The organism is Pseudomonas rustica (assembly GCF_018336155.1).
In the GTDB taxonomy this organism is placed as follows: Bacteria; Pseudomonadota; Gammaproteobacteria; order Pseudomonadales; family Pseudomonadaceae; genus Aquipseudomonas; species Aquipseudomonas rustica.
In genome coordinates this window covers 301,519-327,400 of the sequence record NZ_JAGYHF010000005.1, presented here as the reverse complement: position 1 = coordinate 327,400, position 25,882 = coordinate 301,519, and the positions used below count along the sequence as shown (strand labels likewise).

22 protein-coding genes and 1 riboswitch are annotated in these 25,882 nt (G+C 60.8%); of the genes, 6 read left to right on the top strand and 16 right to left on the bottom strand.

Annotation, left to right across the window (positions count from 1 at the left end):
- Positions 1 to 47 precede the first annotated feature (47 nt).
- From parC to KFS80_RS11710, 8 genes are all read right to left on the bottom strand, one after another.
- Positions 48 to 2,312: a DNA topoisomerase IV subunit A gene (gene parC / locus KFS80_RS11745; RefSeq protein WP_053116750.1), complete on the bottom strand. Its 2,265-nt coding sequence runs from the start codon at positions 2,310 to 2,312 to the stop codon at positions 48 to 50.
- A 7-nt stretch (positions 2,313 to 2,319) separates the two neighbouring features.
- The gene (locus KFS80_RS11740) at positions 2,320 to 2,844 is read right to left on the bottom strand and encodes a retropepsin-like aspartic protease family protein (protein ID WP_212544894.1); all 525 of its coding nucleotides are present in this window, start codon (positions 2,842 to 2,844) and stop codon (positions 2,320 to 2,322) included.
- Positions 2,841 to 3,830 (bottom strand): esterase-like activity of phytase family protein, encoded by a 990-nt coding sequence (locus tag KFS80_RS11735; protein ID WP_212544893.1) that lies wholly within the window; start codon positions 3,828 to 3,830, stop codon positions 2,841 to 2,843. Before KFS80_RS11735 ends, KFS80_RS11740 begins: the two co-directional genes overlap by 4 nt.
- On the bottom strand, positions 3,830 to 5,737 hold the full coding sequence (gene parE, locus KFS80_RS11730; protein ID WP_212544892.1) for a DNA topoisomerase IV subunit B: 1,908 nt from the start codon (positions 5,735 to 5,737) through the stop codon (positions 3,830 to 3,832). The genes KFS80_RS11735 and parE overlap by 1 nt, the downstream gene beginning before the upstream one ends.
- A gap of 41 nt (positions 5,738 to 5,778) precedes the next feature.
- Positions 5,779 to 6,387, bottom strand: coding sequence for a YqiA/YcfP family alpha/beta fold hydrolase (locus KFS80_RS11725; RefSeq protein WP_212544891.1), 609 nt, complete (start codon positions 6,385 to 6,387; stop codon positions 5,779 to 5,781).
- Positions 6,388 to 6,676: 289 nt separating this feature from the next.
- The gene (cpdA, locus tag KFS80_RS11720) at positions 6,677 to 7,492 is read right to left on the bottom strand and encodes a 3',5'-cyclic-AMP phosphodiesterase (RefSeq protein WP_212544890.1); all 816 of its coding nucleotides are present in this window, start codon (positions 7,490 to 7,492) and stop codon (positions 6,677 to 6,679) included.
- 99 nt (positions 7,493 to 7,591) lie between these two features.
- Complete coding sequence (locus KFS80_RS11715; RefSeq protein ID WP_053116744.1) at positions 7,592 to 8,044, bottom strand: DUF1249 domain-containing protein; 453 nt, start codon at positions 8,042 to 8,044, stop codon at positions 7,592 to 7,594.
- Positions 8,035 to 8,652: an NUDIX domain-containing protein gene (locus KFS80_RS11710; protein ID WP_053116743.1), complete on the bottom strand. Its 618-nt coding sequence runs from the start codon at positions 8,650 to 8,652 to the stop codon at positions 8,035 to 8,037. Before KFS80_RS11710 ends, KFS80_RS11715 begins: the two co-directional genes overlap by 10 nt.
- Positions 8,653 to 8,879: 227 nt before the next feature.
- Between KFS80_RS11710 and KFS80_RS11705 the strand changes: the two genes are divergently transcribed.
- Positions 8,880 to 9,626 (top strand): RsiV family protein, encoded by a 747-nt coding sequence (locus KFS80_RS11705; RefSeq protein WP_053116742.1) that lies wholly within the window; start codon positions 8,880 to 8,882, stop codon positions 9,624 to 9,626.
- Here the strand turns inward: KFS80_RS11705 and cytX are convergent.
- Together cytX and thiC are read right to left on the bottom strand one after the other, a co-directional pair.
- Positions 9,595 to 10,887 (bottom strand): putative hydroxymethylpyrimidine transporter CytX, encoded by a 1,293-nt coding sequence (cytX, locus tag KFS80_RS11700; RefSeq protein WP_064117169.1) that lies wholly within the window; start codon positions 10,885 to 10,887, stop codon positions 9,595 to 9,597. The genes KFS80_RS11705 and cytX overlap by 32 nt on opposite strands.
- Before the next feature lie 145 nt (positions 10,888 to 11,032).
- Complete coding sequence (gene thiC / locus KFS80_RS11695; RefSeq protein ID WP_212544889.1) at positions 11,033 to 12,925, bottom strand: phosphomethylpyrimidine synthase ThiC; 1,893 nt, start codon at positions 12,923 to 12,925, stop codon at positions 11,033 to 11,035.
- A 146-nt stretch (positions 12,926 to 13,071) separates the two neighbouring features.
- Positions 13,072 to 13,177: riboswitch (TPP riboswitch) on the bottom strand.
- Between the two features lie 206 nt (positions 13,178 to 13,383).
- Between thiC and KFS80_RS11690 the strand changes: the two genes are divergently transcribed.
- A complete protein-coding gene (locus tag KFS80_RS11690; protein ID WP_053116739.1) occupies positions 13,384 to 14,817 on the top strand; it encodes a TolC family outer membrane protein in 1,434 nt (477 codons plus the stop codon).
- Between the two features lie 168 nt (positions 14,818 to 14,985).
- Here KFS80_RS11690 and waaA read toward each other — a convergent pair whose 3' ends face one another.
- Together waaA and KFS80_RS11680 are read right to left on the bottom strand one after the other, a co-directional pair.
- The gene (gene waaA, locus KFS80_RS11685) at positions 14,986 to 16,260 is read right to left on the bottom strand and encodes a lipid IV(A) 3-deoxy-D-manno-octulosonic acid transferase (protein WP_212544888.1); all 1,275 of its coding nucleotides are present in this window, start codon (positions 16,258 to 16,260) and stop codon (positions 14,986 to 14,988) included.
- Positions 16,261 to 16,271: 11 nt separating this feature from the next.
- Positions 16,272 to 17,168 carry a LysR family transcriptional regulator gene (locus KFS80_RS11680; protein ID WP_212544887.1) on the bottom strand — a complete coding sequence of 299 codons (897 nt, stop codon included), beginning with the start codon at positions 17,166 to 17,168 and terminating at the stop codon, positions 16,272 to 16,274.
- Between the two features lie 111 nt (positions 17,169 to 17,279).
- Here KFS80_RS11680 and KFS80_RS11675 point away from each other — a divergent pair, with 111 nt between their 5' ends.
- The 4 genes from KFS80_RS11675 (at position 17,280) to KFS80_RS11660 (ending at position 20,798) form a co-directional block, all read left to right on the top strand.
- Positions 17,280 to 17,612 carry a DMT family transporter gene (locus tag KFS80_RS11675; protein ID WP_053116736.1) on the top strand — a complete coding sequence of 111 codons (333 nt, stop codon included), beginning with the start codon at positions 17,280 to 17,282 and terminating at the stop codon, positions 17,610 to 17,612.
- A gap of 201 nt (positions 17,613 to 17,813) precedes the next feature.
- Positions 17,814 to 18,989, top strand: a complete 1,176-nt coding sequence (locus KFS80_RS11670) for an NAD(P)/FAD-dependent oxidoreductase (RefSeq protein ID WP_212544886.1) — start codon at positions 17,814 to 17,816, stop codon at positions 18,987 to 18,989.
- On the top strand, positions 18,986 to 19,798 hold the full coding sequence (locus KFS80_RS11665; RefSeq protein ID WP_212544885.1) for an aldo/keto reductase: 813 nt from the start codon (positions 18,986 to 18,988) through the stop codon (positions 19,796 to 19,798). The genes KFS80_RS11670 and KFS80_RS11665 overlap by 4 nt, the downstream gene beginning before the upstream one ends.
- A 31-nt stretch (positions 19,799 to 19,829) precedes the next feature.
- A complete protein-coding gene (locus KFS80_RS11660) occupies positions 19,830 to 20,798 on the top strand; it encodes a hypothetical protein (protein WP_053116733.1) in 969 nt (322 codons plus the stop codon).
- A gap of 84 nt (positions 20,799 to 20,882) precedes the next feature.
- On the opposite strand, the gene hldE is transcribed toward KFS80_RS11660, so the two are convergent.
- The 4 genes from hldE to msbA all read right to left on the bottom strand — a co-directional run bounded on the left by hldE (position 20,883) and on the right by msbA (position 25,774).
- Positions 20,883 to 22,304 carry a bifunctional D-glycero-beta-D-manno-heptose-7-phosphate kinase/D-glycero-beta-D-manno-heptose 1-phosphate adenylyltransferase HldE gene (hldE, locus tag KFS80_RS11655; RefSeq protein ID WP_159811693.1) on the bottom strand — a complete coding sequence of 474 codons (1,422 nt, stop codon included), beginning with the start codon at positions 22,302 to 22,304 and terminating at the stop codon, positions 20,883 to 20,885.
- Positions 22,305 to 22,406: 102 nt separating this feature from the next.
- On the bottom strand, positions 22,407 to 23,018 hold the full coding sequence (gene cysC, locus KFS80_RS11650) for an adenylyl-sulfate kinase (protein ID WP_212544884.1): 612 nt from the start codon (positions 23,016 to 23,018) through the stop codon (positions 22,407 to 22,409).
- On the bottom strand, positions 23,011 to 23,715 hold the full coding sequence (locus KFS80_RS11645) for a sulfotransferase family 2 domain-containing protein (RefSeq protein WP_212544883.1): 705 nt from the start codon (positions 23,713 to 23,715) through the stop codon (positions 23,011 to 23,013). The genes cysC and KFS80_RS11645 overlap by 8 nt, the downstream gene beginning before the upstream one ends.
- 256 nt (positions 23,716 to 23,971) lie before the next feature.
- Positions 23,972 to 25,774, bottom strand: a complete 1,803-nt coding sequence (msbA, locus tag KFS80_RS11640) for a lipid A export permease/ATP-binding protein MsbA (RefSeq protein ID WP_212544882.1) — start codon at positions 25,772 to 25,774, stop codon at positions 23,972 to 23,974.
- Positions 25,775 to 25,882 lie beyond the last annotated feature (108 nt).

The following is a 25,882-nucleotide window of genomic DNA, read 5'->3' as shown; positions in this document are numbered from 1 at the left end:
AAGCGTCGATCTACGCGTTAAATCGTGGATCGACGCCTCTAGGACGCCTAATTGAGGTTTTCGACGAGCAGCGCATCCACTCTCTGGAAGCCCCTAGGTAGCTTATTGCCACGACGTCCACGCTCACCTTTGTAGTGTTCGAGGTCGTCGGCCTTCAGCGACAGAGTCCGTTTTCCGGCCTGCAACACCAACGTGGCGCCTTCCGGAATGACGGCGATGTCCGTGACATATTCTTCGCGACTGGCCACACGTTCACCGGAAATACCGATGATCTTGTTGCCTTTGCCCTTCCCTAATTGTGGCAGATCGCTGATTTTGAAGATCAGCAGGCGACCTTCGGTCGTGACCGAGGCCAGCCAGTTGTGCTCACGATCAGCCACTGGGCGTGGCGCGATGACTTTGGCGTTGTTCGGCAGGCTCAACAGGGCTTTACCGGCCTTGTTCTTGGCTTGCAGGTCTTCGCCTTTCACGACGAAACCGTAACCGGCGTCGGAGGCGATCACGTACAACGCGTCGTCTTCCGGCATCAGCACGCATTCAAACGAGGCGCCCGGTGGCGGCGTCAGACGGCCGGTCAACGGTTCGCCCTGGCCACGCGCCGACGGCAACGTGTGCGCGGCGACCGAATAGCTGCGGCCGGTGGAGTCGATCACCACGGCAGACTGGTTGGAACGCCCCGCCGCCGAGGTCTTGAAGCCGTCGCCGGCCTTGTACGACAGGCCGGTCGCGTCGATGTCGTGACCTTTGGCCGAACGGATCCAGCCTTTTTCCGACAGCACAACGGTGACTTTCTCGTTCGGCAGCAGATCATGCTCGGTCAACGCTTTGGCTTCGCTGCGCTCGACGATTGGCGAACGGCGGTCGTCGCCATAGGTTTCGGCGTCCTTGATCAGCTCGGTGCGCACCAGTTTTTTCAACTTGGCTTCGCTGCCCAGCAGCGCTTGCAGCTTGGCTTGTTCCTTGAGCAGTTCGTCCTGCTCATCGCGCAGCTTCATCTCTTCCAGTCGCGCCAACTGACGCAGACGGGTGTCGAGAATGTAGTCGGCCTGAATCTCGCTGAGGGCGAAACGCTCGATCAGCTTGGCTTTCGGGTGTTCCTCGGTACGGATGATGTGGATCACTTCATCCAGATTGAGGTAGGCAATCAACAAACCGTCCAACAGGTGCAGACGACGCTCGACTTTATCGAGGCGGAATTGCAGGCGGCGACGCACGGTCTGCACGCGGAATTCCAGCCATTCGACCAGCAAGGCGCGGAGGTTTTTCAGCTGCGGTTTGCCGTCCAGACCGATGATGTTGACGTTGACCCGGTAGGTCGACTCCAGCTCGGTGCTGGCGAACAGGTGCTGCATCAGCGCGTCGTGATCAACGCGGCTGTTGACCGGAATGATGACGATGCGGCACGGGTTTTCGTGGTCGGATTCGTCACGCAGGTCAGCGATCTGCGGCGCTTTCGACGGTTTCGCCTGCATCAGCGCGGCGATCTGCTCCAGCACTTTCGCACCGGAAACCTGGTGCGGCAGCGCGGTGACAATGATGTCGCCATCCTCGACGTGGTACACGGCGCGCATGCGCACCGAGCCCTTGCCGGTTTCGTACATTTTCAGCAGGTCGGCGCGCGGCGTGATGATTTCCGCTTCGGTCGGATAGTCCGGGCCCTGAATGTGTTCGCAGAGCTGTTCGACTGTAGCTTTCGGCTCATCAAGCAGACGCACGCAAGCAGTGGCGACTTCGCGCAGGTTGTGCGGCGGCACGTCGGTGGCCATGCCCACGGCGATGCCGGTGGTGCCGTTGAGCAGAATGTTCGGCAGGCGCGCCGGCAGCACCAACGGTTCCTGCAGGGTGCCGTCGAAGTTCGGGCCCCAGTCTGCAGTGCCTTGGCCTAGTTCGCTGAGCAACACCTCGGAATAACGCGACAGGCGCGCTTCGGTGTAACGCATGGCGGCGAAGGACTTCGGATCGTCCGGCGCACCCCAGTTACCCTGGCCGTCGACCAGCGTATAGCGATAGCTGAACGGCTGGGCCATCAGCACCATCGCTTCGTAGCACGCCGAGTCACCGTGCGGGTGAAACTTACCGAGCACGTCACCGACGGTACGCGCCGATTTCTTGTGCTTGGAATCGGCGTCCAGGCCCAACTCGCTCATCGCATAAATGATGCGACGCTGTACCGGTTTCAGACCGTCGCCGATATGCGGCAGCGCACGGTCCATGATCACGTACATGGAGTAGTTGAGGTAGGCACTTTCGGTGAAGTCAGCCAGCGACCGGCGTTCTACACCGTCCAGGCTGAGATCAAGGGGATTGCTCATGCAGGCCTCATCGGTTCGTTGTCTGGCGCAGCAACATGGTGCCACCGCGCTGAGTAAATTCAAGTTTGTTCAAGGCGCTCATGCCGAGCAGCACCTGATCGCCATGCAACCCCGGCGCCACCAGTGCGCGGACGTCCCGCAGCACGATGTGGCCCAATTGCAGGCGGGCAATTTTTGTCCGATAGCCCTGGCTCAGGCCGTTGGCCGTGCTCAGGGTCACACCGAAACCTTCTTCCAGCTTCAAACGTTTGGCCAGATCCGCCGGGATCGCCACATCGGTCGCACCGGTGTCGAGCATAAACTCCACCGGCTCACCGTTGATCTGACCGCTGGCGACAAAATGCCCTTGGGCATTGCCGGCCAGTTTCACCTCAATAAATCCTTCGCCTTGCTCCGAACTGACTACCACGTTCGGATTCTGCTGGCGTTGCTCCCACTGGCCGAAAAACCGCGTAGCGAGAAACAGCGCCGCGCACCAGGCCAGAATCATCAGCACGCGACCGGCGCGTTTGCCCGGGGGTTGCTGGCTCAAGGCTTGGCGCTCCAGCCACCGTCAGGCGCGGCAAAGCGCCAGATGATCGGACGTTTTTCGCCGTCGGCGCGGACGCCTTCATTGTTGTCGATACCGATCCACGCGCCCTGCGCATCCACCACCAAGGCTTCTGCCAGACCGTAGGCCTGTGGGTATTGGCGCTGCGGTTGCAAGGCATCTTCAGCGAACGACCAGCATTGCTCGACTTTAGCCGTGACCGCGTCGCGGCGGCAGATCTCGAAGGCATTGCGTTCCAGCGTGAACAGCTTGCCGTTGAACAGCGACAGATCGGCGAAATCACGGGTGACGGCGCGGGCCTTGGGGAACTGCGGTGGCTGCATTTCAACGCCAGCTTCGCTGAGCAGAACACAGGCACCGTCGCAATCCCAGACCGTTTGCTGACGCTTGATGGTCAGCAGACCACGGCGCTCACGCTCGGCGACCAACCAGATCTGATCGCCCGCCGGGTTGATCGCCAAGCCTTCGAACAGCGCATTGAAGTGCAGCAACATGCCACTGGCGCGGGCTTCTTTGACCAGCATTGGCGAGATTTTCAGCCATGACGCCGGGCCTTGTGGCGGCACTTGCAACACGGCCGCGTGGGCCTCGCTGACGATGAAGCGATTGCCAGCGTTGTCGCAGGTGATGCCTTCGAAATCCAGATCGCCGCCACGCACAAACGATGCAGCCCACGTGCGCGAGCTGATGCCCCACGGCAAACCGCTGTCAGGCACCGGCGGGACGTCGATGTGCACGGTTTCGGCCTGCCAGACCTTGTTGCCGGTATTGAGACGGTAGATCTGATCGTCATCGCGATCGGACACCGTCCACAACTCGTTACCGCACAGCGCCAGCCCCGAAAGGTTGCCGCCGCGCATGCCGTCGACCGGATGCTCGGCGAGCAGGCGCAGCTCTTGTATCGGCGCGGCCGACACGCACATTGAACTCAGCAGCAACGCACCCGCCAAGGCCCAGCCAAAGTGCATCAGGTCAGCACCTCGGCGAGGTTGCCTTTGGATTCCAGCCAGGTTTTGCGGTCGCCGGCGCGTTTCTTCGCCAGCAGCATGTCCATCATTTCCGAGGTTTCGGCGTAGTCTTCGCCCAGCGTCAGCTGCACCAGACGCCGAGTGTTCGGGTCCATGGTGGTTTCGCGCAGCTGCGGCGGGTTCATTTCACCCAGACCTTTGAATCGCGTGACCTGCGGTTTGCCGCGTTTCTTCTCGGCAACCAGACGGTCGAGAATGCCGTCGCGTTCGGCCTCGTCGAGGGCGTAGTAAATCTCTTTGCCGAGGTCGATGCGGTACAGCGGCGGCATGGCGACGTAGACGTGACCGGCATCCACCAGCGGGCGGAAATGCTGGACGAAAAGCGCGCACAGCAGCGTGGCAATGTGCAGACCGTCGGAGTCGGCGTCGGCGAGGATGCAGATCTTGCCGTAGCGCAGCTGGCTCATGTCCGCCGCGCCAGGATCGACACCGATAGCCACGGCGATGTTGTGCACTTCCTGACTGGCGAGCACTTCGCTGCCGTCGACTTCCCAAGTGTTGAGGATCTTGCCGCGCAACGGCAGGATCGCCTGGAATTCCTTGTCCCGCGCTTGCTTGGCGGAACCGCCGGCGGAATCACCTTCGACGAGGAACAGTTCGGAGCGCATCGGATCCTGGCCGGCGCAATCCGCCAGTTTGCCCGGCAATGCCGGGCCTGCGGTGACGCGTTTACGTTCAACCTTTTTGCTTGCCTTGAGACGACGACCGGCGTTGTTGATCGCCAGTTCCGCCAGGGCCAGACCGGTTTCCGGGTTGGCGTTGAGCCACAGGCTGAAGGCGTCTTTAACCACACCGGAGACGAATGCCGCCGCTTCACGGGACGACAGTCGTTCTTTGGTCTGGCCGGAGAATTGCGGCTCCTGCATTTTCATCGACAGGACGAACGCAATGCGCTCCCAGACGTCTTCCGGCGCCAGCTTCACGCCGCGTGGCAGCAGGCTGCGGAATTCGCAGAATTCGCGCATGGCATCGAGCAGGCCCTGACGCAAACCGTTGACGTGGGTGCCGCCCTGCGCCGTCGGGATCAGGTTGACGTAGCTTTCCTGCACCGCATCGCCACCTTCCGGCAGCCACAGCAGCGCCCAGTCGACGGCTTCTTTATTACCGGCAAAAGCGCCGCAGAACGGCTCGTTCGGCAGGCGTTCGAATTCGTTGACGGCGTCGACCAGATACGAGCGCAGGCCGTCTTCGTAATGCCACTCGACTTTCTCGCCGGTGCCTTTGTCTTCGAAGCTGACCAGCAGGCCCGGGCACAGCACAGCCTTGGCCTTGAGCACGTGCTTGAGGCGGCTGATGGAGAATTTTGGTGAATCGAAGTATTTCGGATCCGGCGCGAAGTACACGCTGGTGCCGGTGTTGCGCTTGCCGACGGTGCCGACGATTTCCAGCTCGGTGGCTTTGTAGCCATCGGCGAACGTCATCTGGTATTCGTTGCCGTCACGCTTTACGCGCACGCGCACTTCGGTCGACAAGGCGTTGACCACGGAAATACCCACGCCGTGCAGACCGCCGGAGAACTGGTAGTTCTTGTTGGAAAACTTGCCGCCCGCATGGAGCTTGGTGAGGATCAGTTCGACGCCCGACACGCCCTCTTCCGGGTGGATGTCGACCGGCATGCCACGGCCGTCATCGCTGACTTCCAGCGAGTGATCGGCGTGCAGGATGACCTGCACCGATCTGGCGTGGCCAGCCAGGGCTTCGTCGACGCTGTTGTCGATGACTTCCTGGGCGAGGTGGTTCGGCCGACTGGTGTCGGTGTACATGCCGGGGCGTTTGCGCACCGGGTCGAGGCCCGAGAGGACTTCGATGGCGTCGGCGTTATAAGAGCTAGCGCTGGGAGTGGCCATAGGGTCTCGTCGTCAGTCATTCATGAAATAGGGGCAAGACTTCACAGTGCGGTGAAATCGATTGCCTGATACACATCGGCACCAATGCCGGCAAAACTCAGCAACGCCGGCAATTGCCCGGCAAAGCCTTGGAAACTGTGGTCGCCGCCGGCCTGAATGCGCAAGGCGCAGGCGCGGTAATACTGCTGGGCGAGGCGATAATCCAGTGTTTCATCGCCGGTCTGCAACCATACCTGATAGCGCTGGGCGTCCACAGGTGCTGGCACTTCCAGCTCGGCCAGGGCCGTCACATGGTCGTGGGTCAATTCCCAGGTTTCATCGGTATACAGGTTTTTCTGCGTGCCCAGATAGCCGTCGAACATCCGGTGCGGGCTGACCGCCGGGTTGACCAGCAAGGCTTTCAGGCCATGGCGCTCGGCCAGGTGAGTCGCATAGTAGCCGCCGAGTGAGCTTCCCACCAGCAGCGGGCTGCCCAGCTCGGCGATTGCCTGCTCCAACTGACCGATGGCTTCGCGCGGATGGTGATGCAGGGCCGGGACACGCAGTTGATCGCTCAAACCCAGTTGCTCCATCACCGTCACCAGCTGACAGGCCTTTTTCGAGGCCGGGGCGCTGTTGAAACCGTGGATATAGAGGATCGAACCGGACATTTGAGCTCCCTGAGTGTCGGCGAAAGATAGCGGAGTTTACAGGGAGAAGGGCCGGGATTGGGGGTGGGCACGATAAATTGGTGTGACAGCACGAGCGGCCCTCACCCTAGCCCTCTCCCGGAGGGAGAGGGGACCGAATGGGGGATATTTGCGAACTACATAGACCTGAACGCTTTGCTGTGAATCCGCAATCGACAATGCTGCTTCAGGTCGATGGATAGCGAAAGACACCTCGGTCGGCCCCCTCTCCCTCTGGGAGAGGGCTGGGGTGAGGGTTTTGATTTGTCGCTCAATAACCGTTGGAGCCGTAATCGACTGTGTAGGCGAAACCGGTGACGCGTTCCACCCCGGTTTCCAAGCGGCCATCCGGCAACAACCGCAACCAGCGATACCCCGGCGCCTGCTCCCCCACCTTGAAATCCTCACTGCCCGGCTCAAACTGAATGCACGTCGAAGGCGAAGCCATCAGTCGCACGCCATTACGCTCGCGATCGATCTCCTGATGCACATGCCCCCACAACACCGCGCGGGCCTGTGGAAAACGATCCAGCACCTCGAAAAACGCTTCAGGATTGCGCAAACCAATCGGCTCCATCCACGCGCACCCAATCGATACCGGATGATGGTGAAAGCACACCAGATGATGCCGCTCCGGCGCTTCGCTCAGCGAACGGGCCAGCAGCTGCAATTGATCGTCCTGCAAATACCCCGGCACTGAGCCGGGTACAGCCGAATCCAGCATCGTCACCCGCCAGTTGCCGATATCCACAATCGGCTCGAGCAATGCGCTTTGCACGGCGGCAACCGCCATGATCATCGGCTCGTCATGATTACCGGGAATCCAGCGCGCCGGCGCGGCAATCTGCGCGCTCATCTGGCGAAACTGTTGATACGACTCCAGCGTGCCGTCCTGGGAAATATCCCCGGTGGCCAGAATCAGGTCGATCTGCGGCTGTTGCCCCAGCACCAGGTCGATGACCTTTTGCAGGCTCTCGCGGGTGTTCATGCCCAGCAGCGAAGCGTCCGCCTCGGCGAACAGATGGCTGTCGGACAACTGCACCAGCAACGCCGGATCGGCGGGGGTCAACGTGGATACGCTCGGCAAGGCGTTCTCCCAAGGCAAAAGCACGGAATCGATCAAGTGCCGCAATTATGCTGGGGGATCAGTAAAAGAGGAAAGCGGTGAACCGGACGCAGTTCACAACTAGCGTACGACTTCGTACTCATGCCCCAGCGCCAGGCAATGACTCAGCCATTCCCCCAGGAACAGATTGAGCTGAGCCTTTTCATCCGGCTGATGCATCGCAGCGTTCGGGTAAGGATAGATGCCGCGAAAGCGTCGTGCATGTTCGGCGCTGACCACCTCGGCCATGCGCGCGTCGTGATAGACCTGCACTTCCAGTTGCGGCACCGGCAGCCACGGCAGGCTGTGTTCCTGACGCACTTGCAAAGTGGTGGTGTACGGGCAGGTTTGCAGCACTTCGAGGGCCAGCACGCCGAGCATCTGCTCGCCCTGAGTCACGGCGATGCGCCGCGCTTCCGGGTCGTTGCGCATGTCCGGCACCAGCCGCATCAGGCGCGCGTAGTTGGCCTCGCAGGCGGCTTGCAGCCCCGCGAGGTCGACTCGATAGCGATCGCGCAACTTGTTTACAACCATAACCCCCTCACTTCGGCGCGGTTCAGCGCCAGCCACTGCAAGGCGATGATGCTCGCCGCATTGGCAATGCGTCCGTCACGGACGGCCTGCAAGGCATCTTCAAAGGCCCAGACCGTGACGCGGATATCTTCTGCCTCTTCTTCCAGGCCATGCAGGCCGCCTGCGCCTTCGGTGCTGCAACGCCCCAAGTACAAATGCACGAACTCGTTGCTGCCGCCCGGCGACGGGAAATATTTGGTCATCGGCCACAGGGCCTTGATGTCCAGCCCAGCTTCCTCCTGCGCCTCGCGGTGAGCAACTTCTTCCGGTTGTTCATCCTTGTCGATCAGACCAGCGACCAGCTCGACCAGCCACGGGTTGTCGGTCTTGCCCATGGCGCCGATGCGAAACTGCTCGATCAGCACCACTTCGTCGCGCTGCGGATCGTACGGCAGCATGCACACGGCATCGTGGCGGACGAAGATTTCACGGTTGATTTCGCGGCTCATGCCGCCGGCGAACAATTCATGGCGCAGGTGCACGCGGTCGAGCTTGTAAAAGCCCTCGTAGCATTTTTCGCGCCGCACGATATCGACGGCGGTCGGAATGGCGTTGGCAAAATCAGTCATGAGCATCCTCTTTACTGCAATTCCATTACGAGGCTGCGTTGCTTGATTGGCAACCTCGACTTCGCGCCATCCTAACTCGCCCGAACGGTTTGATGCAGCCCCTTTACCGTCAGCGGGATGGACGGTGGAGGCGAAACCCACTCTAATTAGCTTAGTGGCGAACTGACTGCCTCGTTGAGAGTCGAAGCGGTAACTTTTTGCCTTCCCTTGTTTTCGAAAGGACGCCTATGTCGCTTTTCAAAATTGCCTCCGTGGCCGCCATCGCCCTGACTCTGGGCGCCTGCGCAAGCCTGTTCCAGCCCAACTACCGCACGCCGCTGGAGACCACTCGCGACGCATCTGAACAGTTGAAACCTGGCTGTTCCAACCCGGATTGTCCGCTGGTGAACATCGACACCCTGCGCTTCCCGGCAGAACCTGCACTGGACGGCATCATCGAAAAACGTCTGCTGCAAATGACCCGCACCGAGAAAAACGCCCCGGTAGCGCCGACCCTGGCGGCTTATCGCGATCAGTTTCTGGCCAGTGCCGGACCGCGCAACAGCAGCTACCTGCAAGCGAAAGTACGTGAGCAGCATGACGGCTTGGTGATCATCGAGTTGTCGAGCTACCTCGACACCGGCGGCGCGCATGGCAACCCGGGTCGCGGTTTCATCAACTATTCGCGCCAGCAGCACAAGGTGCTGAACCTGTCCGACATGTTGCTGCCGGGTCAGGAAGACGCATTCTGGAAAGCGGCGCAGGTTGCGCACAACAGCTGGTTGATCAGCACCAAGCTCGATCAGGAAGCGGAGTTCGTGAAGAACTGGCCGTTCGTGAAAACCCAGAACGTGGCGCTGACCTATGGCGGCGTGATCCTCAAGTACGACGTGACCACCATTGCGCCTTACGCACTGGGCCACGTCGAACTGAAGATTCCTTATCCGCGTCTGAACGGCATTCTCAAGCCTGAGCTGTTTCCCGGCCGTAACTGAAGGCCCGACCCAGCACTAGCTGCAACAGCCCTGCCAGCACCAGCGCCGGCAGGGTTGCGCCGACATCCGGATACAGATTCGCCAGCAAGTGATAGGTGCTCACGCCACCCAGCCACGCCAACAACGCCGGCCAGCGCAACGCAGCCGATGCGACCTGAGCGCTGCGCTTGCGCAGAATGAAGTGATCCACCAGCACCACGCCGAACAGCGGCGCAAACACCGAACCGATCAGCAGCAGAAAATTCTGGTACTGCGCCAACGGCGCCAGCAAGGCGATCAGCGTGCAAATCACGCCGATGGCCAAGGCCAGATGCTCGACTTTCAGACGCAACAGAATCCCGCTGGACACCGCTGCCGAGTGAATATCGGCGAAGGCGTTTTCCGACTCGTCCAACAGAATCAGCAACAGCGGAATACCCAGACCGGCACCGGCCAATGCCAACAGCAGCGCGTTGACTTCACCGCTTGGCGCGAAGGCCAGGGTGTAGGCGACGCCAAGGCTCATCAGCCAGAAGTTACCGATGAAGAAACCGACCGCAGTGCCACCGAACACATTCTTCGCACGCTTGCCGAAACGTGAGTAGTCGGCGATCAGCGGCAGCCACGACAGCGGCATCGCGATGGCAATGTCGAAACCCACGGCGAATGGCATCGAACCGTCACCGGCACGCGACCAGAGATCCGCCAGATCGGCTTTGGCGAACAGATTCCAGGTCAGCCAGATGCACGCTGCCAGCAGCAGCCAGATGCCCCACTTGCGCAGGATCTGCCGCACGAAAGTCAACGGGCCACTGACCGCTAGCAAGGTTGCCAATGCGCCGAAAAACAGCGTCCACAACACCGGGTTCGACCACAGCGAACCTTCGCTGAACGCGCGGGTACCGAGCAGGCTGGCGGCGTCACGCATGACGATGATTTCAAACGAGCCCCAACCGATCAGTTGCAGCAAATTGAGCAGCGCCGGCAAGCTCGCGCCTTTGCTGCCGAGGCTGAGCTTCAGCGCGGCCATCGACGACAGGCCGGTGTCACTGCCGATCACGCCAACGGCGGCCAGCAACAGCACGCCGACCAGCGTGCCAAGGAAAATCGCCAGCAACGAACCGGACAGGCCCAAACCTGGCGCGAGCAATGCGCCGGTCTGCAAAACCATCAGGCCTATGCCGAGGGAGAACCACAGGGAAAACAGATCACGACCGCCGAAGACACGCTTGTCAGCGGGTACGGCGAGGTCGGGGGAGTAAGTGCTGGGTTGAATGCTCAAGGGTGTTATCTCGGAGGAGTATTTTTTGTCATGTGATCGTTCCCACGCTCTGCGTGGGAATGCCTCTAGGGACGCTCCGCGTCCAGTGACGCGGAGCGTCACGGGCTGCATTCCCACGCGGAGCGTGGGAACGATCAGTACGGGGTCAAACCTTTTTGTACAGCTGACTGCCTTCCTTCTTGAACCGCTCGGCCTGTTCCGCCAGGCCTTGGGCGACGTCCACGTCGACCGCTTCGATCCGCTGGTTGGCCGCGTATTCGCGGACTTCCTGGGTGATCTTCATCGAGCAGAATTTCGGCCCGCACATCGAACAGAAGTGCGCGACCTTCGCCGAATCCTTCGGCAGGGTTTCATCGTGATACGAACGCGCGGTGTCCGGATCAAGCCCCAGGTTGAACTGGTCTTCCCAACGGAATTCGAAACGCGCCTTGCTCAAGGCGTTGTCGCGAATCTGTGCGCCCGGATGCCCTTTGGCCAAGTCCGCCGCATGCGCCGCGATCTTGTAAGTGATGATCCCGGTCTTCACGTCATCCTTGTTCGGCAGGCCCAAGTGTTCCTTCGGCGTCACGTAGCAAAGCATCGCGCAACCGAACCAGCCGATCATCGCCGCACCGATACCGGAGGTGATGTGGTCATAGCCCGGCGCGATGTCGGTGGTCAGCGGGCCGAGGGTGTAGAACGGCGCCTCGTCGCAGCACTCCAGCTGCTTGTCCATGTTCTCTTTGATCAACTGCATCGGCACGTGGCCCGGGCCTTCGATCATGCATTGCACGTCATGCTTCCAGGCGATCTTGGTCAGCTCGCCGAGTGTCTCCAGTTCGCCGAACTGCGCTTCGTCGTTGGCGTCGGCAATCGAGCCCGGACGCAGGCCATCGCCCAGCGAGAAGCTGACGTCGTAGGCCTTCATGATTTCGCAGATTTCGTCGAAGTGGGTGTAGAGGAAGTTCTCTTTATGGTGCGCCAGGCACCACTTGGCCATGATCGAACCGCCACGGGAAACGATGCCGGTCACGCGTTTGGCGGTCAGCGGCACGTAACGCAGCAGCACGCCGGCGTGGATGGTGAAATAGTCGACGCCCTGCTCGGCCTGCTCGATCAGCGTGTCGCGAAACAGCTCCCAGGTCAGGTCTTCGGCGACGCCATTGACTTTTTCCAGCGCCTGATAAATCGGCACGGTGCCGATCGGCACTGGCGAGTTGCGGATGATCCACTCGCGGGTTTCGTGAATGTGTTTACCGGTGGACAAGTCCATCACGGTGTCCGAACCCCAGCGAATGCCCCAGGTCAGTTTCGCCACTTCTTCTTCGATCGAAGAACCCAGCGCGCTGTTGCCGATGTTGCCGTTGATCTTCACCAGGAAGTTACGGCCGATGATCATCGGTTCCAGTTCGACGTGGTTGATGTTGGCCGGAATGATTGCGCGGCCACGGGCGATTTCTTCGCGGACGAATTCGGCGGTGATTTCTTTCGGGATGCTCGCGCCGAAGCTGTGCCCGGCGTGTTGTTGCGTCAACAGGCCGGCAGCGCGGGCCTCTTGCAGTTTCATGTTTTCGCGGATGGCGACGTATTCCATCTCGGCGGTGATGATGCCTTTACGGGCGTAGTGCATCTGGCTGACGTTGGCCCCGGCCTTGGCGCGGCGCGGGTTGTTGACGTGGGCGAAACGCAGCTTGGTCAGCTCGGCATCGGCCAGACGTTGTTGGCCAAAGTTCGAACTCAGGCCTGGCAGGCGCTCGGTGTCGCCACGGTCGTCGATCCACGCCGAACGCACATCGCCCAGACCTTTGCGCACATCGATCACCACGTTCGGATCGGTGTACGGGCCTGAGGTGTCGTAAACGGTGACCGGCGCGTTGATTTCACCGCCGAAATCGGTCGGCGTCACGTCGAGGCTGATTTCGCGCATCGGCACGCGGATGTCCGGGCGGGAGCCCTGAACGTAGACTTTTTGCGAACGGGTGAACGGCTTGACCGATTGCTCGTCGACCTTGGCCGAGTCACTCAGGTTGATCGCGTTTTTTGATTTTGTAGTAGTCATCACGGGCTCTCCAGACAGCATCCAGGCAGTGGATTGTCGGAGCAGAACCTGAAAGGCACGGACGCACCAGGACTGGTGCTGTGCATCGTCGTCGAGCGTTCGATTGTCGAACAATTTCCCGGACGAAGCACAAGAGGACTCGCCGGGTGACGAGAAATCTTGTTCCCTACGCAGGCGCTAACCTGATCAGGTTCAACGGGATCCGAAATTATTCGATCTCAGCCTCATAGCAAGGCACCCCGACAAGAACCCGGCCAGTCTAGACACAACTGGCAAAGAACGCCAACACCGTGGCAAACACCATGATGAATGGCGCAAATACAGGGGCTTGGCCGATTGTTGTGAACCGATTGCACAACTACACTCGCTTTGCCCGGCCGCGCCTTGACGCTGCGGGGGCTGCGCCGTAGCCTTGGCGCGCACATTATTTCCATAATATTAATGCTAGGGATCGCCTCATGCTGCGCAAACTCTCACTGGCTATTGCCGTGTCTTGTGCGTCCAACGCAATGGCTTGGGCAGCAGAAGCGCCCTTGTCGACCAAAACCGATCTGGTCAGCGTTTACCAGGAAGCGGTCGACAACAACGCCGATCTGGCCGCCGCCCGCGCCCAGTACGGCGCACAGAAAGAAGTGGTGCCACAGGCCCGCGCAGGTTTGCTGCCGAACCTGTCCGGCGGCGCCGAAACCGCCAACGTGCGCACCTCGATCGATCAGCCTTCAGCCATCGCCAACCGCAGCGCGCATTCGTATCAGGCGACCCTCGCCCAACCGTTGTTCCGCGCCGATCGCTGGTTCCAGTACCAGGCCGCGAAGGACGTCAACGAGCAAGCCGCACTGCAACTCTCGGCAACCGAGCAGAACTTGATCCTGCAATCGGCGGAAAGCTATTTCAACGTGCTGCGCAGCCAGGACAATCTGGCCTCGACCAAGGCCGAAGAAGCCGCATTCAAGCGCCAGCTCGACCAGTCCAACGAGCGCTTCGATGTCGGCCTGTCGGACAAGACCGACGTCCTGCAATCGCAAGCCAGTTACGACACCGCACGGGCCAACCGCATCGTTGCGCAGCGTCAGGTCGATGACGCGTTTGAAGCGCTGATCACCCTGACCAACCGTCAGTACAACTCGATTCAGGGCATCGTTCACTCGCTGCCGATTCTGCCGCCCGCGCCGAACGATGCTAAATCGTGGGTCGATACGGCGGCGCGTCAGAACCTCAATTTGCTGGCCAGTAACTACGCCGTCAGCTCGGCCGAAGAGACATTGAAGCAGCGCAAGGCCGGTCACTTGCCGACCCTCGATGCTGTGGCCAAATACGAAAAAGGTGACAACGACGCCCTCGGTTTCGCCAACCCGAACTCGTTCGGTGCGCCTTACGGTGGCAACGTTGAACAGACCACCGTCGGCCTGCAACTGAGCGTGCCGATTTACAGCGGCGGGCTGACCAGTTCGCAAGTGCGTCAGTCGTATGCGCAGCTGGATCAGAGCGAACAACAGCGTGAATCGCTGCGTCGGCAGATCGTCGAGAACACCCGCAACCTGCACCGCGCGGTGAACACCGACGTCGAGCAGGTACAGGCGCGCAAGCAATCGATCATTTCCAACCAGAGCGCGGTGGAAGCCACGGAAATCGGTTATCAGGTCGGTACGCGCAACATCGTTGACGTGCTCGATGCGCAGCGTCAGCTGTACACCTCGGTGCGCAACTACAACAACACGCGGTATGACTACATCCTCGACAACCTGCGCTTGAAGCAGGCGGCGGGGACGTTGAATCCCGGCGACCTGGAAGATCTGCGACGCTATCTGAAAGCCGACTACAACCCGGACAAGGATTTCCTGCCGCCGGATCTGGCCAAGGCTGCGGAAGAGCAACTCAAGGCCCGCCCGTAAACAATCTGGATGAATCCCCTGTGGCGAGGGGATTTATCCCCGTTCGGCTGCGCAGCAGTCGCATTACAGGTGAACACGGTTTTCCCGAATCACCGCGGTGAATGGTTTTGGGGCTGCTTCGCAACCCAACGGGGATAAATCCCCTCGCCACAGTAATTTTCCAAGCGACTATTTGATCAGCCGCGCCAAGCCATCCAGCAACCGCTGCAACGCGCCCTGATTGCGGCGCATCACGGCCAGCCCGGCGTCGGCCATGCGTTGCGCATCACGCGGCAACTCGAACAAGCGCCGCACTTCCACCGCCAGCCCTTCGGCATCCTCCACTTCTGCCAAGGCCCCGGCTTCACGCAACTGCGCGGCGATGTCGAGGAAGTTGAACAGGTGCGGGCCGCTGAGCACCGGTTTCGCCAGCGCGGCCGGTTCCAGCAGATTATGCCCGCCGTTCGCCACCAGACTGCCGCCAACAAACGCGCTGTCGGCCAAGGCATACAGAAACAGCAATTCGCCCATGGTGTCGCCGAGCAGTACTGACGTCTGCCCATCGACATTCGCCCCGGTCGAGCGTCGCAGCGTGGCAAAACCTTCGCGCTGACACAGCTCGAACACCGAGTTGAAACGCTCAGGATGGCGCGGCACCAGAATCAGCAACGCGTCCGGGTGATTGGCCAGCAAACGACGATGGGCATCAAGCACCACTTCGTCCTCGCCTTCGTGAGTGCTGGCGGCGATCCACACCGGACGCTCCAGCGCCTGCCATTGCCCACGCAATTCGGCGGCGCGTTGCAGCAGTGCGGGGTCGATGGTCAGGTCGAATTTGATCGAGCCCGTCACCTCGACCGTTTCCGAACGTGCGCCCAGATCGCGGAAGCGCTGCGCTTCTGCCTCAGTCTGAATGGCGAAAAAACTCATCTCGGCGAGCATCGGCGCGGTCAGTTTGCGGAACCGCCCATAACCGCGCGCCGAACGCTCGGACAAGCGTCCGTTGGCCAACGCCACCGGAATCCCGCGTTTGGCGCACTGATGAATGTGGTTGGGCCACAACTCGGTTTCCATGATCACCGCGAGCTTCGGTTGCACGCGATCAAGAAAGCGCGCCGCCGCACACGGCAAGTCATACGGCAGGTAGCAATGCTGGATGCGCGGCTCGTTGGCGAACAGCGCCTGAATCCGTTCCGAACCGGTCGGGGTCATGCAGGTCACGGTGATCGGCAGCTGTGGATAACGTTGCAGCAGCGCGCGAATCATCGGCGCAGCGGCAATGCTCTCGCCCACCGACACCGCGTGCACCCAGATGCCACCGGGTTGCAGCGTTGGCATCCCGTAGGAGAAACGTTCGCCAATCCGCTTGGCATATGCCGGCGCCTTGCGCGCCCGCAGCCACAGCCGAATCGCCACCAATGGCAGCCCCAGGTAAAACAGCGCGGTGTAGAGAGTTCTATTCATGGCGGCGGAGTTTATCGACTTTTGTCGCCGATCGCCCGCAAGTGCACGGCAAAACGCTCCGCCAGCCAACGCGCCGCCGGGCCGAGCGGCTCGTCACGGCGCCAGACCAGTTCCACCACCAGCGCCGGCGGTGTCCATTCGCTGTCGAGTTCGACCATCAAACCTTGATACGCCGAGTACTGCACGACGTGGCGTGGCAGCCACGCCCAGCCGAGATCGCGCACCAGCCATTCGGCCATCACGTAGAAGCTGTCGGCGCGCCAGACTTGCGGGCTGGCCGGTTCGTTGCCGGGGTAGACACTGGTTTGGGTCGACATCAACAGTTGCCGATGCTGCGCCATCTGCTGACATGTGACGTAGCTCTGCGTCGCCAACGGATGATTGATCCCGCAGACGGTGACCATTTCGACGCTGCCAAGGACTCGGCGCTCCAGCGCTTCGGGGATTTCGTCGTGATAGAACAGCAGGCCGAGGTCAGCGCGACGCTCCTCCAGTTTGCGCGCGACCTCACCTTGGGCGGCGCTGGTCAGTTGCACTTCGAGGCTGGGGAATTGCTCGGCCAGTGCGCCGAAACTTTCCACCAATGCCTGATAAGGCATCGCTTCATCCTGCGCCACGCGCAACTGCGCTTCCTGACCGCGCATCATCGCCATCGCCCGGCCGTTGAGGCGCTCGCACTGGCGCAGCACTTCCCGCGCCTCTTCGAGCAACGCCTCCCCCGCTTCGGTGAGGGTCGGCTGGCGACCGCTGCTACGCTCGAACAGGCTGACACCGAGGTCGTCTTCGAGCATGACGATCGCGCTGCTGATCGCCGACTGCGCCTTACGCTGCTGCCGCGCCACGGCGGAAAACGAGCGTTGCTCGGCGACGCTGACAAACACCCGAAGTTGCTCCAGATTCCACTGCATGCTGACTCACCAACCCATCTTCAGAACAGATAGGTAATGACTTTACCCCATCTGGGGAATCTCTAGAATGCCGGCTCAGTAAAGCAACGTTTCACCTTGAGGATTTGAACCATGAACGCCTACGCCTACCTGGCCATTGCCATTTGCGCCGAAGTGATCGCCACCGTGTCGATGAAAGCCGTCAAAGGCTTCAGCACGCCGCTGCCGTTGGTGTTGGTCATCGTCGGTTACGGCATCGCGTTCTGGATGCTGACGCTGGTGGTGCGCACGGTGCCAGTCGGCGTGGCTTACGCGGTGTGGGCGGGGATGGGGATTGTGATGGTCAGCGTCGCGGCGCTGTTTATTTATGGGCAGAAACTGGATGTGCCGGCGATGCTCGGGATGGCGCTGATCGTGCTGGGCGTCGTCGTCATCCAGCTGTTCTCGAAAACCGCCGGCCACTAATCGGCAAACACCTATCCCTGTAGGAGCAGAGCTTGCTCGCGAAGGCGTCGTGTCAGGCAAAAAATTCATCCCAGACACACCGCTTTCGCGAGCAAGCTTGGCTCCTACAGGTTTTGCATTCGTCGCATTGATCATCGACAAATCCCGCGCTTTGCCGAGTCTGTATACTGCGCCCTCGTCTTGAACACCTGAGGTCTTTGCATGCCATCCGTTATTTCCACCGACGTTCTGATTGTCGGCGCTGGTGTCGCCGGCCTCTGGCTGAACGCGCGTCTGCGCCGTCAGGGTTTTTCGACCGTGCTGGTGGAAAGCGCCAGCCTCGGTGGCGGGCAGACCGTGAAGTCCCAGGGCATCATCCATGGCGGCGCCAAATACGCGCTGCACGGTGCGCTGACCGGCGCTTCGGAAGCCATCGCCGACATGCCGCGCCGCTGGCGTGAAGCGCTGGCCGGCGACGGCGAGCTGGATCTGTCCGGCGTGCGCCTGCTCTCCGAAGCTCACTATCTGTGGTCGCCCGGCACCCTCGCCGGCAACCTCACCAGTTTCTTCGCCAGTAAAGCCGTGCGTGGCCGCGTTGATCAGGTCAAGGGCGAGCAACTGCCGCCGGCCCTGCAAGACAAACGCTTCAAGGGCAAGGTCTACCGCCTCGCCGAACTGGTGGTAGACGTGCCGAGTCTGGTGCAGCGTCTCGCTGATCTGGCGGGTGACGGTCTGCTCGCCGGGCAAACCATCGAACCGCTGCTGGAAGCGGGCGTGCTGGTTGGCCTGAAAGTCGATGGCCGCGAAATCCGTGCGCAACGCATCGTGCTCAGCGCCGGCGCCGGTACTGCGCAATTGCTTGAAGACCTCGGCCTGAGCCAACCGGCCATGCAACGTCGACCGCTGCACATGATCATCGCCAAAGGCCCCGGCCTGAAGCCGCTGTACGCGCACTGCCTGGGCGGAGGCACCAAACCGCGCATCACCGTGACCACCCATCCTGCCGCTGACGGTCAGTGGGTCTGGTACATGGGCGGCGACATCGCTGAAAGCGAAGGCGTACACCGCGAACCCGCCGAGCAGATCGCTACCGCGCAAAAAGAAATCGCGCAGTTGCTGCCGTGGATCGACCTCAGCACCACGCAATGGGCGACCTTGCGCGTTGACCGTGCCGAACCATTGCAAACCGGGCTGACCCGCCCGGACAACGCCTTCCTCGCCGAGCAAGGTCGTCTGCTGGTCGGCTGGCCGACCAAACTGGCGCTGGCGCCGGACTTCGCTGATCGCGTGATCGCTGCACTTGAGCGCGACGGCATTCAGCCCCACGCCAGCGAACCGTTGCCGATCCTGCCGAAACCGCCGATGGGCATTCCTGCCTGGGAGCAACTGCTGCCATGAGCCTTCCGAGCCTGCACGACTTCCACCGCCCGCTGGGCAGCACCGGCCTGACGGTTTCGCCGCTGGGTCTGGGCACGGTCAAACTCGGCCGCGACCAAGGCGTGAAATACCCCAACGGTTTTCAGATCCCCGGCGACGACGAAGCGCGGATGCTGCTGCGCCAGGCGCGCGAACTGGGCATCAACCTGATCGACACTGCCCCCGCTTATGGTCGCAGCGAAGAACGCCTCGGCCCGCTGCTGCGTGATCAGCGTCAGGACTGGGTGATTGTCAGCAAGGTCGGTGAAGAATTTGCCGATGGCCTGTCGCACCACGACTTCAGCGCTGCGCATACACGCATGTCGGTTGAACGCAGTCTGCAACGTCTTGAAACCGATTTTATCGATCTGGTTCTGGTGCATTCCGACGGCAACGACATGGCGATCCTTGAGCACGAAGAAGTTTACGCAACCCTCGCCGCACTCAAGGCCGAAGGCAAGATTCGCGGCTTCGGCTTCTCCGGCAAAACTGTCGAGGGCGGCTTGAAAGCGTTGGAGCAAGGGGACTGCGCGATGGTCACCTACAATCTGAACGAACAGAGCGAGAAAGCAGTCATTGACTATGCTGCTGCCCACGGCAAAGCCATTCTGGTGAAAAAGGCCTTGGCCAGCGGTCACGTTTGCCTGAGCCCAGGAGTCGATCCGGTGCGCGCCAGCTTCGAGTTGTTGTTTGCCCAGCCGGGCGTAGCCAGTGCTATTGTCGGAACGATCAATCCGCTGCACCTCGCCCACAACGTTGCGACCGTAGCCCAGGTCCTTCGTGGTCACTGACGCCGCCCCGCGGCATTAAGCAGGAGCCGACATGCCGCGCACGCTCATCAGAAAGAACCCGAGCAACTTCAAAACCCTGCCACTGTTCGTCGAAGCCACGCCTGAAGGCCTGACCTATCAGAGCGTCGGCATGCCGCTGAATTTTTCCCAGACCCTGCAACGGCGCAAACCGGTGAGCGTGGCGGACGCCGAGCGGTTTTCGCTGGAGCTGGCCAACCTCGGTGTGTCGGTGCGCCTGACCCTGCATTGGCAGAATCGCGATTACTGGGTGCTGGTGCGCCAGCGTCGGCAGGATCGCGGCGACGTGGTGCTGAAACTGATTTCCGGTTATGTGCCAGCGCACGAACTGAACATTCCGTTGCACACGGCGATTCAGGAAATTGCTGAAGAGTGTTTGCTGGAAACGCCCGAAGGCTGGCTCGGCGGCCGATTCAACGATACGTGGCTGCCGGCGCCCTACTCCTCTGCCCTGCATTATCGTGAAGCGCTGCCGTTTCGCCTGTCGCCGCTGTCGGGTTCAGCACGACCGGTGCGCTGCGCCAATCTGCAATTGCAGGAACGGCCACGGGCTTATGTGCATTTGCCGACGGCGTCGCTGCAATTGATTTACGACCTGCGCCTGGACGTGCCCAAGGAAGCGAAATCCTTGAGCCTGTTTCATGTCGACGAGCGGCTGGAAGGCGATCAACTGGTGGCGCGGCTGGATCGCAAGCGGCCCGATTTGTACCTGATGCCGTTGCAGGACGGTCAGCCGTTGCCCGAGTTGTACACCCTGAAAAAGGATCAACTGTACCCGGCGAGTACTCGCGGTTTGTATCTGGCGGAAAGCTTCGCCCGCCAGGAGGGCTGGCTGGTGCGCGATGAGCGGATTCGTTGGAAGGACTGGTTGCGTCAACAAGGTCTGACGCCACCGGAGAAGACGACTGGCCTCGCGCGATTACGCGGCAAGGCCAAGCAATTGCTGAAGAAAATCGTACCGCGCAAGAAAGTGAATTCCTGAAAGCAAAAGATCGCAGCCTGCGGCAGCTCCTACAGGGGAATACATTCCAATGTAGGAGCTGCCGCAGGCTGCGATCTTTTGACCTTAATGACCGCGGATTTTTTCCACAATCGCCGTGGTCGAGCTGTTTTCCACCAGCCCCAGCACTTTCACCGTGCCGCCATACGCAGTCACGATATCCGCGCCGACCACTTGGTCGATGCCGTAATCCCCACCCTTGACCAACACATCCGGCTTGACCTCACGCAGCAGGTTTTCCGGCGTGCCTTCAGGGAAGCTGATCACCCAGTCCACCGCGCCGAGGCCGGCAAGAACCGCCATACGACGGTCGACGCTATTGATCGGACGGCCCGGGCCTTTCAGACGGCTGACAGAGGCGTCATCGTTGATCGCCACGATCAGGCGATCACCTTGCGCGCGCGCCTGTTCCAGATAGGTCACGTGGCCGGCATGCAGAATGTCGAAGCAGCCATTGGTGAAGACGATGCGTTCGTTGTGCGCGCGAGCATCGTCAACCGCCAGCAGCAGTTGCTCCAGACCCAGCACGCCACGCTCCGAACCTTCTTCGCGCTGGATTGCGCGACGCAGTTCCGGGGCGCTGATCGCCGCCGTACCCAATTTGCCAACAACAATGCCGGCGGCCAGGTTGGCCAGGGCCACCGCGTGAGGCAATTCTTCGCCCGCCGCGATCGCTGCCGCCAACGTCGAAATCACGGTATCGCCAGCGCCGGTCACGTCGAACACTTCACGGGCACGTGCCGGCAAGTGCAGCGCCGGATGATCCGGGCGCAATAGGGTCATGCCGTGTTCGCCGCGGGTCACCAGCAGCGCGCCGAGCTCGAGGTCGTGCATCAGGGTCGCGCCCTTGCTCACCAGCTCGTGCTCATCGGCGCAACCGCCGACGATGGTTTCGAATTCGCTGAGGTTCGGCGTGATCAGGCTGGCGCCACGGTAGATCGAGAAATCCTTGCCCTTCGGATCGGCCAGCACCGGAATGCCTTTGGCACGCGCGGCCTGGATCAGCACCTGATGGTTTTTCAACGCGCCTTTGCCGTAGTCCGACAGCACCAGCACCTTGATGCCTTCGAGCAAGTCTTCGACCTGCGAGGCCAGGGCTAATGCGTCAGTGGCAAACGGTTCTTCAAAGTCGATACGCAGCAATTGCTGGTGCCGGCTCATGACCCGCAGTTTGACGATGGTCGGCTGATGCGCGATGCGCTGGAACAGGGCACGAACGCCCGCGCCCTTGAGACTGTTGCTCAGGCTGTCGGCGGCTTCATCATCGCCGGTCACACCGACCAGCGACGCCGGCGCACCCAGCGCGGCAATGTTCAAGGCAACGTTGGCAGCGCCGCCCGGACGGTCTTCGATTTGCTCGACTTTAACGACCGGCACCGGCGCCTCAGGGGAAATCCGTGAGGTACCACCATGCCAGTAACGGTCGAGCATGACATCGCCGACCACCAAGACAGGGGCTTGATCGAATCGCGGCATGGACAACTTCATGGAGCAACCCACATACAAAATGAACAGGGGCGCGATATTAACACAGGGTTGGCGCCGGCTTGCGCGCAGGCTGCAACAGGATGAAACAGGTGGGTTTTCTGCTCATTTTTTGAGCAGCAACCCCGCCAACTGCTGACAGGCTTCGGGCAGTTCAAGGGCTTCAGTGTCGATTCGGCATTCCGCACTCAGCGGGGGCTCGTAGGGACTGTCTACGCCGGTGAAGTTGCTGATCCGGCCCTCGCGAACCGCTTGATACAACCCTTTCGGATCGCGCCGCGCACAGACCTGCAACGAGGTGCTGACATGCACCTCGATAAAGTCCTCCGGGGCAAACAGTCGGCGTGCCGCCTCACGCTCGGCGCGGAACGGCGAGATGGCCGCGACGATCACGATCAGCCCGGCATCAACCATCAGCCGCGCCACCTCCGCCATGCGCCGAATGTTCTCGCGACGACAGCCATCGCCCATGCCTAGATCGCGACACAGGCCACTGCGCACATTGTCGCCATCGAGCAAAAAGGTGTGCAGGCCAAACTGATGCAGATACAACTCCAGCGCGTTGGCCAGTGTTGACTTGCCGGCACCGGAAAACCCGGTCAGCCACAGGCAACGCGGACGCTGCCCCTTGATCATGGCGCGGGCCTGATGCGACAGCGCCAGACCATAAGGGCGAATGGCCGGCGCTGGCGCCGGCAGCGACAGCGATTCATTCATAACCGAGCAACTCGTAGTCACGCTGATAAACCCGTCTCACCAGTCGCCGGGTGCGCGCGGTGCAAAATTCACGTGCGGGCATTGGCTGACGTTGCCGGGAGCTGTTGACGTGGGGCAACTGACTGGCCAGACCCAACTGCTCGCAGACCAACTGAAAGTCGCGCTGCAGATGTTCCTGATAGCCGATGAAATCCAGCGCCAGATGCCCCAGCGAGTCGGTGAGAAAATCGGTTTGCGCCGCAAAGTGCAATTGCCGGGGAATGTTCTCGGGATGCAGCCAGCGCAAGACAAAATCGTCGAAATCCCGGTACTGCCTGACCAGTTGCTGCGCGGCCTGATCGCGGCCACTCAGTTCATTACCGCGCAGAAACGCGAAGGCCGAGTACGCGCGCTCCAGCGGGTCGCGCACGAAGGCAAACTTCCACGCCGTGGCGAACTGTTGCGGAAACTGCTCCTGATACCAGTACAACGGCAGATGCCCCGGGCGCCAGCCATCGAACATCGCTTCGCAAACACTGCTGCCGGCGCACTTGGGCACATGAATGAACAGACACGCGTGCTGCTGGAAAGCCTTTGGAAACGCCACGCTGGCCGACATCGACTTGTTCACGACCTGCCGATCAACCACCGACAAGCGCCCCAGCAGGAAGGCCCGCTGCGGTTTGGGCAGCAGTTTCCACAGATAGCGTTGCAACATGAGAGTACCCGCGCGACGGGGATGTCCCCCTCGATAGATGTAAGAGTTCGTTGAGGAACCTTAACAAGCGCGGTGCCCGGTTTTATGCCGGTTTGGTCAAGAAGGGTAAAGGTCTGGATACAAACAACGGCCCACAACTGCAATGCACTTTCCCTGTAGGAGCTCCCGCAGGCTGCGATCTTTTGATCTTGCTTCTATGAAAACAGATCAAAAGATCGCAGCCCGCGGCAGCTCCTACCGGGCCGCGTGAACATTATCAGGCGATGTCTTCAGCCGGAGCATCCAGGCCCATGGCGTTCAAACGGGCGTAGTAACCGTTCTGCGCCAGCAATTCATCGTGGGTGCCGCGTTCAACAATGCGGCCCTGATCCATGACCAGAATCAGTTCAGCTTTCTCGATGGTCGACAGACGGTGAGCAATCACCAGCGTGGTGCGGCCCTTCATCACTTGATCGAGTGCCGCCTGAATGTGCCGTTCCGATTCAGTGTCGAGGGCCGAGGTGGCCTCGTCGAGAATCAACAGCGGTGCGTTCTTGAGCAACGCACGGGCAATCGCCAGACGCTGACGCTGACCACCGGACAGCAGCACGCCGTTCTCGCCAACCTGAGTGTCGAGGCCTTCAGGCAGTTGCGCGATGAAGTCCATCGCGTAGGCATCACGCGCGGCTTTCTCGATGTCTTCACGCGGCGCGCCGGCCAGATCGCCATAGGCGATGTTGTTGGCCACGGTGTCGCTGAACAGGGTTACGTGCTGAGTCACTTGAGCGATATGACGACGCAGGTTGAGCAGTTTGTAGTTTTCGACTTCCACACCGTCGATAAGGATTTCGCCCTTGTCGTGGTGATAGAAACGCGGGATCAGGTTGGCCAGCGTCGACTTGCCGCTGCCGGAACGGCCGACCAGCGCAACCATCTGCCCCGGCTCAACGCTGAAGCTGATGTTGTCGAGCACCTGACGCTCGGTGTCCGGGTAGGTGAAGCTCAGGTTGCGCACGTCCAGACGACCGGTGACCGCATCGCGCTCAACCGTGCCGGTGTCGACTTCAGGCGCAACATCCAGCTGCTCGAAAATGCTTTCCGCACCGGCCACACCTTTCTGGATGGTCGAGCTGACTTCGGACAATTGGCGAATCGGCTTCGGCAGCAGGCCGGCGAGGGTGATGTAGGCGACCATGTCACCGGCCGAAGCGTCACCGCGCAGGTACAGCACGAGGAACATCAGCACGGCCATGGCGCTGTAGATCACCAGTTGCAGCATCGGCGTGTAGATCGCACCGGTGCGGGTCATGCGCAGCTGTTTGTCGGTGTTGCTCTGGCTGGCCTTGAGGAAGCGCTTCTCTTCGTAGACTTCGCCGCCGAAGCTGCGCACCACGCGATAACCCTGAATGGTTTCCGAAGCCACGTGAGTGACGTCGCCCATGGCCAGCTGGATTTTCTTGCTCTGTTTGCGGAATTTCTTGCTCGCAGTGCGCACCATCACGGCGATCAGCGGCAGGATCGCAACCATCACCAGTGTCAGCTTCCAGTTCATGAACAGCAGGGAGGCGAACAGGAAGATCACCGTCATGCCTTCACGGATTACGACCTTGATCGCATCCGTTGCCGCCCCCGTGACCATGGTCACGTTAAAGGTGATGCGGGAAATCAGATGACCGGAGTTATGCTTGTCGAAGTAGCGGTTCGGCAGCACCAGCAGGTTGTTGAACAACTGCACGCGCAAGTCATGCACCAGGCCTAAGGAAACCTTGGCCAGAAAATAGTTGCCCAGATAAGATCCCAGACCCTGCCACGCCGCGATCAGGATGATCAGCAACGGCACGGCCTGCAGCAGTTGCAGGTCACGCAGGTAAGGCACGGTCGGGAACAGCACGGCTTCCGGATTCGACAGGCCGTCGACGAAATACTTGAGAATGTAACCAAGCATCGGCTGGGTCGAAGCGAAAATCAGAAAACCGACGATGCTGATCAGAAACAGACTGATGTACGGCCGAACATAGCCGAGCAGGCGGAAGTAGATTTTCAAGCTCGAGGGGCTTGCGGCAGGACTGGAGTCGGTCATATCACGCGAAGAGTCGATAAATAAGGACGCCGACTTTAACACAGCTTCTTCGGGGTTCTGGCAATCGGCGAAAGGCTGTTATTGTTAGACACCTTTTTAAGCATCAAA

Bases quoted from the DNA above. Each gene is read 5' to 3' on its own strand.
- KFS80_RS11725 (WP_212544891.1), bottom strand. From the start codon at position 6,387: ATGTCCGGTTCGATCCTCTATATCCACGGTTTCAACAGCGCCCCGGCC.
- parC (WP_053116750.1), bottom strand. From the start codon at position 2,312: ATGAGCAATCCCCTTGATCTCAGCCTGGACGGTGTAGAACGCCGGTCG.
- cysC (WP_212544884.1), bottom strand. From the start codon at position 23,018: ATGAATGAATCGCTGTCGCTGCCGGCGCCAGCGCCGGCCATTCGCCCT.
- parE (WP_212544892.1), bottom strand. From the start codon at position 5,737: ATGGCCACTCCCAGCGCTAGCTCTTATAACGCCGACGCCATCGAAGTC.
- KFS80_RS11675 (WP_053116736.1), top strand. From the start codon at position 17,280: ATGAACGCCTACGCCTACCTGGCCATTGCCATTTGCGCCGAAGTGATC.
- KFS80_RS11710 (WP_053116743.1), bottom strand. From the start codon at position 8,652: ATGACTGATTTTGCCAACGCCATTCCGACCGCCGTCGATATCGTGCGG.
- KFS80_RS11670 (WP_212544886.1), top strand. From the start codon at position 17,814: ATGCCATCCGTTATTTCCACCGACGTTCTGATTGTCGGCGCTGGTGTC.
- KFS80_RS11660 (WP_053116733.1), top strand. From the start codon at position 19,830: ATGCCGCGCACGCTCATCAGAAAGAACCCGAGCAACTTCAAAACCCTG.
- waaA (WP_212544888.1), bottom strand. From the start codon at position 16,260: ATGAATAGAACTCTCTACACCGCGCTGTTTTACCTGGGGCTGCCATTG.
- KFS80_RS11680 (WP_212544887.1), bottom strand. From the start codon at position 17,168: ATGCAGTGGAATCTGGAGCAACTTCGGGTGTTTGTCAGCGTCGCCGAG.
- KFS80_RS11715 (WP_053116744.1), bottom strand. From the start codon at position 8,044: ATGGTTGTAAACAAGTTGCGCGATCGCTATCGAGTCGACCTCGCGGGG.
- KFS80_RS11735 (WP_212544893.1), bottom strand. From the start codon at position 3,830: ATGCACTTTGGCTGGGCCTTGGCGGGTGCGTTGCTGCTGAGTTCAATG.
- KFS80_RS11705 (WP_053116742.1), top strand. From the start codon at position 8,880: ATGTCGCTTTTCAAAATTGCCTCCGTGGCCGCCATCGCCCTGACTCTG.
- hldE (WP_159811693.1), bottom strand. From the start codon at position 22,304: ATGAAGTTGTCCATGCCGCGATTCGATCAAGCCCCTGTCTTGGTGGTC.
- msbA (WP_212544882.1), bottom strand. From the start codon at position 25,774: ATGACCGACTCCAGTCCTGCCGCAAGCCCCTCGAGCTTGAAAATCTAC.
- KFS80_RS11645 (WP_212544883.1), bottom strand. From the start codon at position 23,715: ATGTTGCAACGCTATCTGTGGAAACTGCTGCCCAAACCGCAGCGGGCC.
- KFS80_RS11690 (WP_053116739.1), top strand. From the start codon at position 13,384: ATGCTGCGCAAACTCTCACTGGCTATTGCCGTGTCTTGTGCGTCCAAC.
- thiC (WP_212544889.1), bottom strand. From the start codon at position 12,925: ATGACTACTACAAAATCAAAAAACGCGATCAACCTGAGTGACTCGGCC.
- KFS80_RS11665 (WP_212544885.1), top strand. From the start codon at position 18,986: ATGAGCCTTCCGAGCCTGCACGACTTCCACCGCCCGCTGGGCAGCACC.